The following is a 16,655-nucleotide window of genomic DNA, read 5'->3' as shown; positions in this document are numbered from 1 at the left end:
TGATCGTTCCCATGCTCTGCGTGGGAATGCATCCACGGACGCTCCGCGTCCAGCCGTACTCGCAAGTGACGCAGAGCGTCACGGGCTGCATTCCCACGCAGAGCGTGGGAACGATCCTTGGGAGCAGAAATGGCCAACGCTTTACCCGACCTGAAACTCCTGCGCATCTTCGTCAGCGTCGTGCGCCATCAGGGTTTCGCCAATGCGCAGCAGGAACTCAACCTGTCGACCTCGGCGATCAGCACCTACATGAGCCAGCTCGAAGCCGCGCTCGGTCTGGTGCTGTGCCATCGCGGGCGCGGTGGCTTCAGCCTGACCAGCAAGGGCGAGCTGTTCCATCAGGAAACCCTGCGCCTGCTCGCCGAGCTTGAAGGCTTCGAACAGTACGCCGCCGCGCTCAAGGGCGAACTGCGCGGCACGCTCAATCTCGGGGTGATCGATTCCACGGTCAGCGACAAGGCCCTGCCGTTTGCTGAAGCCATCGGCGCCTACAGCCAGGAACACCCGGCAGTGCATCTGCACCTGTCGGTGATGAGCCCTTACGAATTGCAGCTCGGCGTGCAGGACAATCGCCTTGACCTGGCCATCGGTGCGTTTTCCACGCGCATGAGCGGTCTGGTCTACATGCCGTTGTACCGCGAACAGCACTGGCTGTATTGCAGCAGTCGCCATCCACTGTTCAACGAACGGCGCATCCCCGAGCAAGTCATCACCCAGCAACGGATGGTCGGGCGCGGGTACTGGAGTCAGGCGGAACTGGCCCGGCACGGTTTCAAACACAGCGCCGCGACTGTGGAAAGTATGGAAGCGCAGCTGATTCTGGTGCTCTCCGGCGCGTACATCGGTTATCTGCCGGAGCACTACGCGCAGGCCTGGGCCGACAAGGGCGATCTGCGCGTTCTGCTGCCGGCAACCTTCGGTTATCAGGCGCCGTTTTCGATGATCATGCGCAGGGGCCGCAGCCGCGAGCCGCTGATCCAGACCTTCCGCGATTTGCTCAAAGCGCAATTGAATCAGGCGTAACCCACCATGTCCCGAGCCCAATGCCCGCGCTGCCTGCGCCCCCAGACCCATTGCCTGTGCCCATTGATTCCGCATCTTGATAGCCGCACCCGAGTCTTGCTGCTGCAGCATCCGAGCGAGGTCAGTCACGCGCTCAATACCGCGCGTCTGGCGGCGCTGGGGCTGAGCAATGCCGAGCTGATTGTTGGTGAGGTATTCGAGGATTTGCCGAAACTGTTGAACCGGCCGGGCTATCAGGCGCGCTTGCTGTTCCCGGCTGAGGATGCGCAGCCGTTGCAGGTTTATGCTCCAACCGAGGAACCGCTGTTGCTGGTGGTGCCGGACGGCACATGGCGCAAGGCGCGCAAGATGCTGCACCTCAATCCGCTGCTGGCGGCGCTGCCACGGGTGACCCTGACCGAGGGCGGCGTGTCGCGCTATCGCTTGCGCAAGGCACCGGGGCCGGGGGCGCTATCGACGATCGAGGCGATCGTCCAGGCGCTGGAAACCCTCGAAGCGCCGACGACGTTTGCGCCGTTGCTCAAGCCGTTTGAAGCGCTGATCGAAGGGCAGATTGCGGCGATGGGGGAGGAGGTTTTTCAGCGTAACCATGGCGACAGATGACCATTGTCTGTGCGGGCCTCTTCGCGAGCGGGCTCGCTCCCACAGGGGAACGCATTCCAATTGTGGGAGCGAGCCTGCTCGCGAAAGCGCCAGATCAATCACCGCAATTCAAAGATCACTAGCGCTCGCGCATCGCCTCGGTCCGCGCTTTCAACACCGGTTTAAGCAAGTAATCCAAGACGCTTTTCTCACCGGTGATAATGTCTACTGTCGCCACCATCCCTGGGATGATCAGCAGCGGTTTCACATCGCCGCCCAGGTGATTCTTGTCGGTGCGCACCTGAATCAGATAGAAGCTGTTGCCCTTGTCATCGGTGATCGTATCGGCGCCGATCAGCTCGAGCTTGGCGCTCAGCCCGCCGTAAATTGTGTAATCGTAGGCACTGAACTTGACCATGGCTTTCTGGCCCGGATGCAGGAACGCGACGTCTTGCGGGCGGACCTTGGCTTCGATCAGCAGGTTGTCCTCCAGCGGCACGATTTCGACCATGTCGCTGCCCGGCTGGACCACGCCGCCGATGGTGTTGACCTTCATCTGCTTGATCACGCCACGCACCGGCGAAGTCACCGTGGTACGGCTGACGCGATCGTCGATGGCGATGCTCGACGCGGTGATTTTCGACAGGTCGGTGCGTTTCTCATTCAGCTCTTTGGCGGCCTCGGAGCGGAAGGTCTGCTCGGATTCGTCGATCTTGCTGCGGATCTCGGCGATGGCCGATTCGGCGCGGGGAATCGCCAGCGTGGTGGCGTTCAGCGAACCACGGATCTCCACCGCACTGCGTCTGAGGCGGAGGATTTCCACTGGTGACACGGCACCGGTTTTCACCAGCGGTTCGGACATGTTCATCTCTTGCTGCAACAACGCGAGGCTGGAACTGAACTGGCCTTGCTTGGAGCGAAACTCCGCCAGTTCCTGGGTTTTCTGCCGCAATTGTTCGCTGAGGGTGCGCTGTTCGCTCGCCAAGCGGCGTTGGCGTTGCTCGTAAAGTGAGCGTTCGTCCTCGGCGACTTGCGGCGCCTTGGCGATGACTTCAGCGGAGAGTTTGAAGGGGCGCCCCTCGGCCTCCGCCGATAGCCGTTCTACCTGGGCTGTCAGCGCATATCGGTCGGCCTCGCTTTCGCCCTTGTTCGAGCGAAAGCGCGTGTCATCCAGACGCAGCAGGGTGTCGCCCTTGCCGACCATCTGGCCTTCGCGAACGAAAATCTCGGTGACGATGCCGCCCTCGAGGTTCTGGATCACCTGAACCTTGCTCGACGGAATCGCCTTGCCTTCGCCCATGGTCACTTCTTCGAGCACGGCGAATTTGGCCCAGACCAGGGCGGCGATCAGCAGCGCTGCCGCCAGCCACACGGTGATCCGCGATTTGCGCGGCGAATCCTGCAACGCCGCGCCGGCGGTTTCCGGCATGAACTCGGCTTCGGCGCTTTTGCCGAAGCTGTCGAAGTAGCCGCGTGATTTGCTATCGGAGGAAGCAGGCATGGCGTAACTCCTAGACCGCCGCCGAGCCGACACGGCCCTTGCGCAGTGCATCGATGACCGCTTCTTTCGGGCCGTCAGCGACGACCCGGCCGTTGTCCAGCACCAGCAACCGGTCCACCAGGCTCAGCATCGAGGTGCGGTGAGTGACCAGCAGCAGGGTCTTGCCTTGCACCCAGCCATGCAGTTTCTGCCGCAGCGCGTCCTCGCTGCTGTTGTCCATGGCGCTGGTGGGTTCGTCGAGCAGCATGATCGGCGGATCGAGCAACAGCGCCCGCGCCAGCAACACCGCCTGGCGCTGGCCGCCGGAAAGCAGTTGCCCGCGTTCGCCCACCGGTCGGTCGAAGCCTTGCGGGTGTTGTCGGGCCAGTTCGGTGACGCCAGTCAGTTCGGCGACTTCGAGCATGCGCGAGTCGCTGATGTAGCGCGCGCCCAAAGTCAGATTGTCGCGCAGGCTGCCGGCGAGCAGTGGCAGGTCGTGGGCGACATAGCCGATCTGCTGACGCAGGTCGGCCACGTCCAGTTGGCGCAGATCAAGGCCGTCGAGCAGCAACTGACCTTCCTCCGCTTCATAGAAACCCATGACCAGCCGCGCCAAGGTGCTTTTGCCCGAACCGCTGCGGCCGATGATGCCGACCCGCTCGCCGGGTTTCAGGCTGAAGCTGACCTCGCTCAGCGCCGGTGCGTTCTGGCCGTTGTAGTGAAACGTCACGCCGCTGACGTCGAGGGCACCTTGCAGCTGCGTACGTTCCAGTGGCCGTTGTTTGCCGTCGCGTTCCTGCGGCAGCGCCATCAGTGCGTCGGTGCTTTTCATGGTCAGTTGCGCTTGCTGGTAGCGGGTGATCAGCCCGGCGATCTGGCCGAGCGGGGCGAGCACACGACTGCCGAGCATGTAAGTGGCGACCAGCGCGCCGACACTGAGGTTGCCGGCGATGATGCTGTAGACCCCGGCCACAATCGTCGCCATCCCGGAAAACTGCTGGATGAACAGGGTGCCGTTGGTGGCCAGCGCCGACAGGTTGCGCGCATGGCTGTCGAGGCGGGTGAGGGCGCCGTGGGTGCTTTCCCATTTGTGCTGACGCTCGCTTTCGGCGCCGCAGGCCTTGAGGGTTTCCAGGCCGCCGAGGGTTTCGATCAGCACGGCCTGACGCTCGGCGCCAAGGCTCAGGCTTTTCTGCACGGTGTCACGCAGGCGCACCTGAATCACCATGGCGAAAATGATCGTGATCGGAAACGCCAGCAGCGGAATCACCACCAGCCAGCCACCGAGCAGGCCGATCACCACCAGCATCAACACCACGAAGGGCAAGTCGATCAGGCTGGTCAGGGTCACGGCGGTGAGAAACTCACGCAGGCCCTGGAAGTCGTGAATGCTTTGGGCAAAGCCGCCGATGGTCGCCGGCCGCGCTTTCATCGACATGCCGGTGATGCGCTCGAACAAGGTTGCCGAGAGGATTACATCGGTTTTTTTTCCGGCGGTGTCGAGCAGGTGTGCACGCACCACGCGCAGCACCAGTTCGAAACCGGTGCCGATCAACAGGCCGATCGACAGCACCCACAGCGTCGAGGTCGCCTGATTCGGCACCACGCGGTCATAGGTCTGCATGACGAACAACGGCACCATCAGGCCCAACAGGTTGATCAGGAAACTGGCGAGGATCGCATCGCTGTACAGCCATTTCGACAGTTTAAGGGTGTCGCGAAACCACGCATTAACCCGTGGCACCAGCGGCGCGCGCAGGTCTTCGAGTTCGTGGCGCGGACGGGCGAACAAGGCCTGGCCGCTGTAGTGTTCGCTGAGCTCTTCGCGACTGACCCATTGCTCGCCGCCGTCGGCTTCGCTGGGCAGCAGCAGGGCTTTGCCATCTTCGCCAAACCGTCGCAGTACGGCGGTGCGGCCGTCGTTGAGCAGCAGCAGGATCGGCAGGTTCAGCGGCGAAATGTCTTTCAGGTCACGGCGCAACAACCGCGCCTGCAATCCGGCCCGCGCGGCTGCACGGGGCAGCAGATCGAGGCTCAGGCGTTGTTTGTTCAGGGGCAGCCCGGCGCTCAGGCTGGCACGACTGACCGTGGCGCCATGCAGTTTGCAGAGGATCAGCAGGCCGTCGAGTAACGGGTCGTCGAAGCTCAGGCGCGGATCGACCCCGGTGGCGCCGGGTTCCATGCTGGTCATAGTGATTGCCTCTGTTGAACGGGCTCGGTTATCGGATCGTTCCCACGCTCTGCGTGGGAATGCAGCCCGTGACGCTCCGCGTCACTGGACGCGGAGCGTCCCTTGAGGCATTCCTTTGCTGCGCGTGGGAACGATCAGGGCAAAGTCAGTTCCTGCACCGTTTATTTCAGTTCCGGCAGGCGCGCCTGGTTTTTCACTTCGGTCGTGGCAATCGCATCAGCCGGCAGCACCACGCGCTGTTTGCTCAGCAACTGGCCCATGTTCGCCAGCACGCGGTACATCGAGTATTCCTCGGTGTAGCGGATTTCGGTGTAGCGGCGGTTGGCGTTGTACAGCTCGTTTTCGCTGTCGAGCAGGTCGAGCAGGGTGCGTTGGCCGAGGCCGAACTGGTCCTGATAAGCGGCGCGCACGCGTTTGGTGGTTTCTGCGTACTCGCGAGCGGTCGGCGTCTGCTTCTTGGCATTTTCCATGGCGTTCCAGGCCAGACGAATGTTCTCGTTGAGCTGACGCAGGGCGTTGTTGCGGATGTCCATCGCCTGGTTGATGTCGTGGGCGTTTGCCGCCAGACGTGCCTTGTCGCTGCCGCCACGGAACAGGTTGTAGTTCATCACCACACCGACACGCCATTCGTTGTCGTGGCCTTCATCACCCTGCACGTTGTTGTTCGCGCCGACTGCTGCTTCGGCATCGAAGCGCGGGTAGAACGGCGACTTGGCCACTTCGTACTGGCTCTCGGCGGACTGCACGTCAGCCTGGGCCGATTTCAGGTAAGGGTTGTTGTCGACCATGCTCTGCTGCGCTTCACGCAGGTCCGGCGGCATCTCACCGCGAGTCGAGGCCGGGGTTTCCAGCTCATCGGGCATGCGTCCGACCACGCTGTAGAAATTCGATTCGGCGTCGGCCAGATCGACTTCGGCGGTGTCGAGGTTGTTCTGCGCCAGTGCACGACGGGCAACCGATTGATCGGAGTCGGCGGTACTGCCGATGCCGCGCTCGGTGCGCAGGCCGATCTGATCGTTGACGCGCAAGTGCGCCTGCAAATTGTTCTTGGCCAGCGTCACCAGTTCACGCCGCTTGAGCACTTCGAGGTAGACCTCAATGGTGCGCAGGGCCAGATCCTGTGCGGTGCCTTGCGCGTAGTAGGCGCGCGAATTGGACACGCCCTTGGTGCGCTCGACCTCGTTGGCGGTGTTGAAGCCGTCGAAGATCATCTGCCGCAGACGCAGCTCGGACTGGGTGTAATTGAGGATTTCGGTGTTGTGATTACCGAAGGCGCGGGTGTTGGTGTTGTCGCTGTAGCCGCGCCCGTAGGCAGCGTTCAGATCGACCGACGGATAAAACCCGCCTTTTGCCACTTTCACCTGTTCATCCGCAGACAAGCGGGCGTCCACGCGCGAAGCCAGTTCCGGGTGGGTAGCGATGGTGCTCTGAATCGCCTCGGTGAGGTTCATCGCCTGGGCTTGGGAAGTGCAAGCCATGGCCAGCAAAACCGCGCTGCAGAGGGGGGTTAAAACGCGCATGGGTGCATCTCCCTGGATCTCAATGTTGTGTTACTGTCGCCAAATATTTGACGTAAATTTAGGGTGTAAGCGTTTCACTCTTGTAACAACAGAGCTAAGAACATCCTAGAGCGTAGCTAAGAAAAAATTTTCATAAGACTTATTCCAAAAAAAACTTATGCGGTTTTTCAAAAGCAGCACATTGTTCAGCTCGAAAGCCTTTGTTTTATGCGCTTTAGGGAGCTCGAAAAGGCTTGAGGAAAGTTCCATTCACTTTGCAAGACACTGCGAAGTACCGCTGAAGGGGAGGGACGCGTAACGGCGATTGAGCGACAGATTTTTGTCGCTTGGGTGATTCACCACCGTTACGTAGCGCTAGTGGGTCGATGGATTGAACAGGGTTGGCAAGTGCTTGATGGCGCTGACAATTCGTTTCAAACCGGGCCTGCGAAACGAACTGTCGAGGGTGCGAGCGTCGCCCCCGGCAACCCGATTGAGCCATGGGCTGCTTCGCGAACCTGTGCCGACGGTGGTCGGCAGCGGAGGATTTCACATGGCAGCGCTCATCGGTACGGTCACAAAAGTCATTGGTCAGGTGTTCGCTCAGGCGAGCGACGGCATCAAGCGTCCGCTGTTCGAAGGCGATCGTTTGTACGCCGGCGATCAACTGATCACCGGCGCGGAAGGCGCGGTGGCAGTGAAACTGCAAAACGGCGAGGAGTTGACCCTCGGCCGGGGCAGCAGCATCACCATGACCGGGCAATTGCTGGCCGACCAGGCTGTCCCGGTGAACGTCGACGAAGCGCAGACCCCGAGCCATGCGCAACTGACCGATGTCGAGCAGATCCAGCAAGCCATCGCCGCCGGTGAAGACCCGAGCAAAACCGCCGAAGCCACCGCGGCTGGCCCCAACGCGCCCACCGGCAATACCGGTGAACTTGGCGGCGGGCACAGTTTCGTTCTGCTCACCGAAGTCGGCGGCCGAGTCGATCCGATCATTGGTTTCCCCACCGCTGGCTTCAACGGTATTCCCGAATTTCCCGAGTATCGTCGCGATGCGGACATCGACAATGGCGACGACACGCCAGCGCCAGTCGTGGTGCCACCGCCACCGGTGAACAATCCGGTTATCCTCAACGGCCTCAATGGAGCGGATGGCGAACTCAACCTCAATGAAGCCAATCTGCCTGACGGTACAGCGGCCAATCCAGGCGCGCTGACGCAAAGCGGCAACTTCACGGTCTCGGCAGCGGATGGTTTGAACAGCCTGAGCATCGGCGGCATCAACGTGATTGTTGGCGGCGTGCCGATCGGCTTTCCCCAGTCGATCACCACGCAACTGGGCAACACCCTGACCATCACCGGTTATAACGCGGCGACCGGCACGGTCAGCTACAGCTACACCCTCAACGGCAACGAAACCCACGCGGCTGGCGACGGCGTGAACAACCTCAGCGAACAGTTCACAGTGATCGCCACCGACAGCAACGGCGACAGCGCCACTGGCACGCTGGATGTGAATATCACCGACGACGTGCCTAAAGCGTTTGACGACGCCAACGGCATTGCCTCGGAAACCTTGCTGACCCTGACCGGCAACGTCCTCACCAACGACATCCAAGGCGCCGACCGCGTACCCACCGGACCGGTCACGCCGGGTACTTTCACCGGTACTTACGGCACGTTGGTGCTGAACGCCGACGGCACATACACCTACACCCTGAATACCAGCGACGCCGACTTCAAAGCCTTGACCGGCGGCGGTAACGGAACCGAAACCTTCGCCTACACCATCACTGATGCCGACGGCGATAGCAGCAGCGCCAATCTGGTTCTGCAGATCCACAACAACGACGATCCAGTCACCATCGATGGCCTGAACGTCGCCGGTGGCGAGCTGACGATCTACGAAAAAAACCTCAGCGACGGCAGCGCCCCGGATGCTGGCGCGCTGACGCAAAACGGCACGTTCACCATCACCGCACTGGACGGCGTCACAACGCTGACCGTCGGTGGAATTGCCGTGGTGAACAATGGCGTCGCCGCAGGTTTCCCGCAATCGATCACCACGCCGCTGGGCAGCACGCTGACGATTACTGGTTTCAACGCTGTAACTGGCGTGGTCAGTTACAGCTACACCCTGGCCGACAACGAAGCACATCCGAACGCCAACGGCGCGAATGATCTGCCTGAGCAATTCGCGGTCACGGTAGTCGATGACAACGGCACCACCGCCACCGGCACGCTGGACGTGAACATCGTCGACGACCTGCCGAAAGCCAACGATGACAGCAACGGTACCGCCTCGGAAAGCCAACTGACCCTGACCGGCAACGTCCTGACCAACGACGTGCAAGGTGCCGACCGCGTGCCTACCGGCCCGGTTACTCCGGGCACTTTCACCGGCACGTTCGGGACGTTGGTTTTGAACGCCGACGGCACTTATACCTACACGCTCAATACCAGCGATGTCGATTTCAAAGCCTTGACCGGCGGTGGCAACGGCACAGAGACCTTCGCCTACACCGTCACTGATGCCGACGGCGATTCCAGCACTGCCAATCTCGTTTTGCAGATTCACAACAACGATGATCCAGTAATCATCGATGGCCTTAACGTCGCCGGTGGCGAGCTCACGGTTTACGAAAAAAACCTCAGCGACGGCAGCGCCCCGGACACTGGCGCGCTGACACAAAACGGCACCTTCACCATCACCGCACTGGACGGCGTGACCACGCTGACAGTCGGCGGCATCGCCGTGGTGACCAATGGCGTCGCCGCAGGCTTCCCGCAATCGATCACCACGCCACTGGGCAGCACGCTGACGATTACTGGTTTCAACGCTGCCACCGGCGTGGTCAGCTACAGCTACACCCTGGCCGACAACGAAGCACATCCGAACGCCAACGGCGCCAATAATCTGCCCGAGCAGTTCGCAGTCACGGTAGTCGATGACAACGGCACGATAGCCAACAGCACTCTCGATGTGAACATCGTCGACGACCTGCCGAAAGCCAACGATGACAGCAACGGCACCGCGTCAGAAACTCAATTGACGCTGACCGGCAATGTCCTGACCAACGACGTGCAAGGCGCCGATCGCGTACCAACAGGCCCAGTCACGCCGGGTACTTTCACCGGTACTTACGGCACGTTGGTGCTGAACACCGACGGCACCTACACCTACACCCTGAATACCAGCGATGCCGATTTCAAAGCCTTGACCGGCGGCGGTAACGGCACGGAAACCTTTGCCTACACGATCACCGATGCCGACGGCGATTCCAGCACTGCCAATCTGGTTCTGCAGATTCACAACAACGACGACCCGGTGCTGCTCAACGGCCTCGACGTCAACGGTGGCGAACTCACCGTCTACGAAAAAAATCTCAGCGACGGCACCAGCCCCAACACCCCGGCGCTGACCCAGAACGGCACTTTCACCGTCAGCGCTCTCGATGGTCTGCAGACCCTCACAGTCGGCGGCATCGCCGTGATCACCAATGGCGTGGCCGCAGGCTTCCCGCAATCAATTGTCACCCCGCTGGGCAGCACCTTGACCATCAGCGGTTATGACCCGACGACCGGCGTGGTCAGCTACAGCTACACCCTGGCCGACAACGAAGCTCATCCAACCGCCAACGGCGCCAACAGCCTCACCGAGAACTTCGACGTCGTCGCGACTGACACCGACGGCAGCACCGCCAGCGGTCAGATCAACGTCAACATCGTCGACGATTTGCCGACCGCCCACGCGGACGCGGCTTCGGTGGCTGAGGGCGGCACCGTCAGCGGCAACGTACTCAACAACGATATCGGCGGCGCGGATGGTCCTGCGGTTACCGGTGCAGTGGTCGGCGTGCGTGCCGGTGCCGACACCTCGACTTCGGCCATTGGCGGACTCAATTCGCAGATCAACGGCACCTACGGCTACCTCACGCTTGATGCCAACGGCAACGCCATTTATCACAGCAATCCGAACACGGTGAACGGCCCGGGCGCGGTGGATGTGTTCACCTACACCGTGCGCGATGCCGACGGTGACGAAAGCACCACGACCATCACCATCGACGTCTACAACAGCTGCCTGAAAGCCGTCAGCGACACTGACGTCACCGTCTACGAAAAGGCCCTCGACCTGAACAAGGATGGCCTGGATCTGGCGGCGGGCAGCGTGGTCGGCAGCGATCCGAACAGCCCTGGCGAAACCGCTTCCGGCACCTTGGTCGGCTCGGTCACCGGTGCGGTCGGCGCGATCAGTTATGCGCTGGTCGGCAGCGCCACCGGCACTTATGGGCAGATCGTCCTCAACGCCAATGGCACTTACACCTACACGCTGACTTCGCCAGCGACCACCACGCCGCACGCCGACGATGGCGCCAACAGCCTGAGCGAAACCTTCACCTATCAGGCCACCGATTCGCTTGGCAATGTCGTCACCAGCAGCATCGTTGTCAGCATCGTCGATGACGTGCCGAAAGCGCTGAATGACAGCAATGCCGACAACGCGACCGAAGCCCAGCTGACCCTGACCGGCAACGTTCTCGACAATGATGTGCAAGGCGCCGACCGCGTCGCTAGCGGCCCGGTGACTGCCGGTACTTTCACTGGCACTTACGGCACGCTGGTGCTCAACGCCAACGGCACTTACACCTACTCGCTGGACGCCAATGACGCCGACTTCAAAAACCTCCACGGCGGCGGCAACGGCACTGAAACCTTCACCTACACCATCACCGATGCCGACGGCGACACCAGCACCGCCAACCTGGTGCTGAACATCCATAACAACGACGATCCGGTGTGCCTCGACGGCCTCGATGTGAAGGGCGGCGAGATCACCGTCTACGAGAAAAACCTCAGCGACGGCAGCAGCCCCGACACCTCGGCGCTGACCCAGAGCGGCAGCTTCACCGTCACTGCGCTTGATGGCCTGCAAACCCTCACGGTCGGCGGCATTGCGGTGATCAGCAATAGCGTCGCCGCCGGTTTGCCGCAATCGGTGGTCTCGCCACTGGGCAGCACCTTCACCATCACCGGTTACGATCCGGCCTCCGGCGTGGTCAGCTACAGCTACACCCTGGTCGACAATGAAGCTCATCCGAACGCCAACGGTGCCAACAGCCTCAGCGAGAGCTTCGACGTGGTCGCCACTGATACCGATGGCAGTACCGCCAGCGGTCAGATCAACGTCAATATCGTCGATGACCTGCCGAGCGCCAATCCGGATGCGGCTTCGGTCGCGGAAGGCGGCACCGTCAGTGGCAACGTCTTCGCTAACGATAGTGGCGGCGCTGACGGTCCGGCGGTTTCCGGTGCCGTGATCGGCGTGCGTGCCGGTGCCGATACCTCCACTTCAGCCGTCGGCGGTTTGAATTCGCAGATCAATGGTACCTACGGCTACCTCACCCTCGATGCCAACGGCAACGCCGTCTATCACAGCAATCCGAACGTGGTGAACGGCCCGGGCGCGGTGGATGTATTCACCTACACCGTGCGCGATTCCGACGGCGATGAAAGCACCACCACCATCACCATCGATGTGCATGACAGCTGCCTGGTCGCCGTCAGCGACACCGACGTCACCGTCTATGAAAAAGCCCTCGACCTGAGCAAGGATGGCACTGACCTGGCCCCCGGCACAGTCACCGGCAGCGATCCGGGCAATACCGGCGAAACCGCCAGCGGCACGCTGGTCGGTTCGGTCAGTGGCGGCAGCGGCGCGATCACTTACACCCTGGTCGGCAACGCCACCGGCAGCTACGGACAACTGCAGCTAAACGCCGACGGCACCTACACCTACACGCTGACGTCGGCAGCGAAAACCGCGCCGAGCGCCAACGACGGGCCGAACACCCTGAGCGAAACGTTCACCTACAAAGCCACCGATGCACTGGGCAACAGCACCACCAGCACCCTCGTGGTGAACATCGTCGACGACGTGCCGAAAGCCGTTGCCTCGGATCGCTCGGTTACCGCAGTGGAGATCGATTCGAACATCCTCATCGTCCTCGACATCTCCGGCAGCATGGCCGATCCCTCTGGGGTGCCGGGCCTGTCGCGGCTGGCACTGGCCAAGCAGGCCATTGGCGCCTTGCTCGACAAGTACGATGATCTGGGCGATGTGAAAGTGCAGTTGGTGACGTTCAGCAGCAATGCCGCCGACCGCACCACGGTGTGGGTCGATGTCGCTACTGCCAAGACATTGCTCGCCGGCCTCAACGCCGGCGGCGGCACCAACTACGATGCCGCCGTGGCGGTGATGCAGACCGCGTTCAACACCTCCGGCAAACTCACCGGGGCACAGAACGTCGGCTACTTCTTCTCCGACGGCAAGCCCAACGAGGGCGACATCGGCACGGCTGACGAGGCCGCTCTGAAAAACTTCCTCGATGCCAACAACATCAAGAACTACGCCATCGGCCTGGGTGACGGCGTAAGCAATGCCTACCTCGATCCGCTGGCCTACGATGGCATCAGCCACACCAACACCAACGCCGTGGTGGTCACCGATCTCAACCAGCTCAACTCGGTGCTGTCCGGCACTGTTCAAGGCGCGCCGGTCACCGGTTCGCTGCTGGGTGACGGTGGTTCGTTCGGCGCTGATGGCGGTTTTATCAAGTCGATCATGGTCGACGGCACCACCTACACCTACGATCCGAAAGCCCTCAGCGGCCAGGGTTCGTTGACCGCGAGCGGCGGCGCCAACCACGGCACCTTCAATACCGCCAACAACTCCGTAAGCATCGCCACCAACAACAGCGGCACGCTGGTGGTCAATCTCGACACTGGTGAATACAGCTACACCTCGCAGAAAACCACCGCAGTGGTGATCACCGAAAACATCGGCTTCACCGTGAGCGACAACGACGGCGATCTGGCCAGCTCAACGTTGACCGTGAAAGTGATTCCCAACGCGCCGCCAGTAGCGATGGACGATCACGTCATCACCAACGTGCTGTCGGGCAACATCGTGGTGCCAGGTGAGCTGTTGCTGGCCAACGACACCGATCCGAACGGCGACAGTCTCAGCGCCACGCCAACCAGTTTCAACACCGGATGGGTGTCGAAAGCGGCGGACTTCACCGGCAGCGGCCTGATCGGCTTCACTAACCAGAGCAACAGCGCGGCCAATCAGAACCTGGCCAACGTGCGCAGCGCCTTCAGCGCCAATGCTGCGACCATGACTGCCGTGCTGGTGGTCAGCGGTTATCTCGGCATGGTGAGCAACAGCAATGCCAACGATGAAGACCGCATTACCGTGAACCTGCGCCAGGGCGAAACCCTCAACCTTGATCACAATCTGGACGCCGGTCGGATCAGCATGGAGTACTCGCTCAACGGCGGCGCCTACACCGCGCTGGCGGACGGGCAAACGCTTACCGCCTCGGCGGACGGCGTCTACCAGATCCACATCACCAATATTGGTAACAGCGGCGGCAACCCCAACGCCGCGGAAAACTACCAACTGACCATGACCCTCAACTACGCCGGGGCCCATGACATCACACCGGACTACCACGGCACTTACACCGCCAACGACAACCACGGCGGCAGCGACACGGCCAACGTCAGCATCAGCTATCAGGACGGCCACACCCTGACCGGCACTGCTGGCGACGATGTGCTGGTGGCAGGCAGCGGCAACAACGTGATCAACGCCGGCGAAGGCAACGACGTGCTCACCGCAGGCTCTGGCAACAACGAAATGCACGGCGACGGCGGTAACGACTTGCTCTACAGCGGTGCCGGCAATGACCTGCTCGACGGCGGCACTGGCAGCGACACCGCCAGCTACGCCCACGCCACGGCCGCCGTCACCGTCAACCTCGGCCTGCTCGGTGCGCAAAACACCCTCGGCGCCGGCACCGACACGTTGACCGGTATCGAAAACCTGATCGGCTCGAACTTCAACGACAGCCTCATCGGCGACGGCAACAACAGCGTGATCAACGGTGGCCTCGGCAACGACTTCCTCAATGGCGGCGCTGGCGATGACTTGCTGATCGGTGGCATGGGCAACAACACGATGACCGGCGGGGCAGGGGCCGACACCTTCCAGTGGCTCAAGGGCAACAGCGGCCACGACCTGATCACCGACTTCACCCCCGGCACCGACAAACTCGACCTGTCGCAACTGCTGCAAGGCGAAAACGCCAGCACCGCGTCGCTGGACGACTACCTGCACTTCACCGTCAGCGGCAGCGGCGCCTCGGTGATGACCAGCATCGACGTCAGCGCCATGGCCGGCGCCACGCCGAACCAGACCATCGACCTCGCCGGCGTTAACCTCGCCAGCCACTACGGCGTGACACCGGAGGCGGGCGGCATGGTGGCTGGGGGGCATGACACGGCGACGATCATCAGCGGGATGCTTAATGATCATTCGTTGAAGGTGGATACGGTTTGACCTGATGTCTGAAACGACAAAACCCGCCGCCCCGGTTGTTTCGGGGGCGGCGGGTTTTTGTGTCTGTACAGATGTGTTGGCTGTGAGTCCGCCTTCGCGGGCAAGCCCGCTCCCACAGGGTTCTTCAGTGGATGCAGAATATGTGTCCGACCAGGATCAATTGTGGGAGCGAGCTTGCTCGCGAAGAGGCCGGGTTGATCACCAAGTAACTCAGCAGACCAACATCACCCCGGCAACTCCAGATTATCCAGCACCCGACTCACTGCCAGTTCGCCAAGCATGATCAACTGGGAGGTATCAAGTTTTGCGCAACGTCTTCTGCCGCAAAATATAGACCGTCACCAGCACCGCACTGGTCAACATGAACCCCCGCGCCCAAACCAGCGGCACCAGATAGCACGAGAACAGAATGCTCACCCACATCAGCCCGATCGCGTAGACCTTGCCTTTGAGCGGAATGCCGTTGCCTTCGAGGTAGTCGCGAATCCAGGGCCCCAGTCGTGGATGTTCGACCAGCCAGCGATAGAAGCGTGGAGAGCTGCGCGCGAAGCAGGCTGCGGCGAGCAGGAGGAAGGGGGTGGTGGGCAGGACCGGCAGGAAGATGCCGATCACCCCCAATGCGACGCTGAGCCAGCCGATGGCCAGCAGGACGTAGCGCAACATCAGGGGGCGGTTGCCTATGGGATTGTCCATAGGCCGGTTCTTAGTGATGACGAGGCTTGAGGATCGCCGGTTTTTCGTCAGGGGCCTGGCACAGCAGGTACAGCGCGGTCAGGGCTTCCGGGATCTGCACGATCATGTCGTCCATCAGATTGGCGTCCTTGGCGATGTCTTCGAACTCAGGCTGTTCGTCGAACAGGCCGGAGCCGACCATGATCGGCAGGAGCATTTCGCTGACTTCTTCTTCGGCGGTTTCGAACCAGGCCGCTTCGCGCAGGAACACGCCTTCCATGAAGCCGATGCACCAGCCACGCAGTTCGGAGTCGTCCGGCTCTTCGCCCAGATCCAGTTCGCACGGCAATTCGAATTCTTCATCCGAGGCCAGTTGGCGAGCGATGTGCGCTTTGAGGCCGATCAGTGTGGCTTCGATTTCGGCACGCTGGGCTTCGTCGGTGTAATGCGGCTCTTCGGCAAACAGAGCGTCGATCCACTCGCGCTCCGGAACGTCTTCGGAGCAGATCGACAGCGCGGTCAGGTAACCGTGGGCGGCGACGTAATCCAGCGCCTCGTCGTGCAGCTCGTCGGCGTCGAGGAAGACTTGCAGGCGGGTCAGTTGCTCAGCGAAGGACATTACGGGGCTACCTTGGGGAATAAACAATGCGGGAATTCTAGGCCTTCTTGCGCGCTCTAGCCAGCCGCTTGGCAGATTTGCCCGAATTACCGGCCTTACTGGAAAGATGAATAACCCTGTGGGAGCGAGCCTGCTCGCGAAGGCGGTGTATCAGGCACTTTTGCATCGACTGACAGGTC

General features: G+C 61.5%; 8 protein-coding genes. 3 read left to right on the top strand and 5 right to left on the bottom strand.

Annotation, left to right across the window (positions count from 1 at the left end; translation table 11 throughout):
* Positions 1–129: 129 nt before the first annotated feature.
* Positions 130–1,023, top strand: coding sequence for a LysR family transcriptional regulator (locus ND528_RS14980; protein ID WP_007956593.1), 894 nt, complete (start codon positions 130–132; stop codon positions 1,021–1,023).
* A 6-nt stretch (positions 1,024–1,029) separates the two neighbouring features.
* The gene (locus tag ND528_RS14975) at positions 1,030–1,626 is read left to right on the top strand and encodes a tRNA-uridine aminocarboxypropyltransferase (protein ID WP_263470618.1); all 597 of its coding nucleotides are present in this window, start codon (positions 1,030–1,032) and stop codon (positions 1,624–1,626) included.
* A gap of 118 nt (positions 1,627–1,744) precedes the next feature.
* On the opposite strand, the gene ND528_RS14970 is transcribed toward ND528_RS14975, so the two are convergent.
* From ND528_RS14970 to ND528_RS14960, 3 genes are all read right to left on the bottom strand, one after another.
* A complete protein-coding gene (locus tag ND528_RS14970; protein WP_137216241.1) occupies positions 1,745–3,106 on the bottom strand; it encodes an HlyD family type I secretion periplasmic adaptor subunit in 1,362 nt (453 codons plus the stop codon).
* Positions 3,107–3,116: 10 nt separating this feature from the next.
* On the bottom strand, positions 3,117–5,276 hold the full coding sequence (locus tag ND528_RS14965; RefSeq protein WP_263470617.1) for a type I secretion system permease/ATPase: 2,160 nt from the start codon (positions 5,274–5,276) through the stop codon (positions 3,117–3,119).
* A 161-nt stretch (positions 5,277–5,437) separates the two neighbouring features.
* A complete protein-coding gene (locus tag ND528_RS14960; protein ID WP_016771146.1) occupies positions 5,438–6,796 on the bottom strand; it encodes a TolC family outer membrane protein in 1,359 nt (452 codons plus the stop codon).
* A gap of 532 nt (positions 6,797–7,328) precedes the next feature.
* Between ND528_RS14960 and ND528_RS14955 the strand changes: the two genes are divergently transcribed.
* Positions 7,329–15,185, top strand: a complete 7,857-nt coding sequence (locus ND528_RS14955; protein ID WP_263470616.1) for a retention module-containing protein — start codon at positions 7,329–7,331, stop codon at positions 15,183–15,185.
* Positions 15,186–15,482: 297 nt separating this feature from the next.
* Here ND528_RS14955 and ND528_RS14950 read toward each other — a convergent pair whose 3' ends face one another.
* Positions 15,483–15,878, bottom strand: a complete 396-nt coding sequence (locus ND528_RS14950; RefSeq protein WP_024012057.1) for a YbaN family protein — start codon at positions 15,876–15,878, stop codon at positions 15,483–15,485.
* A 10-nt stretch (positions 15,879–15,888) separates the two neighbouring features.
* Entirely contained in the window at positions 15,889–16,476 is a 588-nt protein-coding gene (locus ND528_RS14945) for a UPF0149 family protein (protein ID WP_016771143.1), read from the bottom strand.
* Between the last annotated feature and the right edge of the window lie 179 nt (positions 16,477–16,655).

It is taken from the genome of Pseudomonas mercuritolerans, assembly GCF_025706525.1.
Taxonomy (GTDB): domain Bacteria; phylum Pseudomonadota; class Gammaproteobacteria; order Pseudomonadales; family Pseudomonadaceae; genus Aquipseudomonas; species Aquipseudomonas mercuritolerans.
Note: the sequence above shows the minus strand (reverse complement) of the source record. Positions and strands in the feature narration are given on the sequence as shown.

Excerpts from the sequence above, each read along its gene's own strand:
- ND528_RS14960 (WP_016771146.1), bottom strand. The coding sequence starts at position 6,796 with ATGCGCGTTTTAACCCCCCTCTGCAGCGCGGTTTTGCTGGCCATGGCT.
- ND528_RS14955 (WP_263470616.1), top strand. The coding sequence starts at position 7,329 with ATGGCAGCGCTCATCGGTACGGTCACAAAAGTCATTGGTCAGGTGTTC.
- ND528_RS14975 (WP_263470618.1), top strand. The coding sequence starts at position 1,030 with ATGTCCCGAGCCCAATGCCCGCGCTGCCTGCGCCCCCAGACCCATTGC.
- ND528_RS14970 (WP_137216241.1), bottom strand. The coding sequence starts at position 3,106 with ATGCCTGCTTCCTCCGATAGCAAATCACGCGGCTACTTCGACAGCTTC.
- ND528_RS14965 (WP_263470617.1), bottom strand. The coding sequence starts at position 5,276 with ATGACCAGCATGGAACCCGGCGCCACCGGGGTCGATCCGCGCCTGAGC.
- ND528_RS14950 (WP_024012057.1), bottom strand. The coding sequence starts at position 15,878 with ATGGACAATCCCATAGGCAACCGCCCCCTGATGTTGCGCTACGTCCTG.
- ND528_RS14980 (WP_007956593.1), top strand. The coding sequence starts at position 130 with ATGGCCAACGCTTTACCCGACCTGAAACTCCTGCGCATCTTCGTCAGC.
- ND528_RS14945 (WP_016771143.1), bottom strand. The coding sequence starts at position 16,476 with ATGTCCTTCGCTGAGCAACTGACCCGCCTGCAAGTCTTCCTCGACGCC.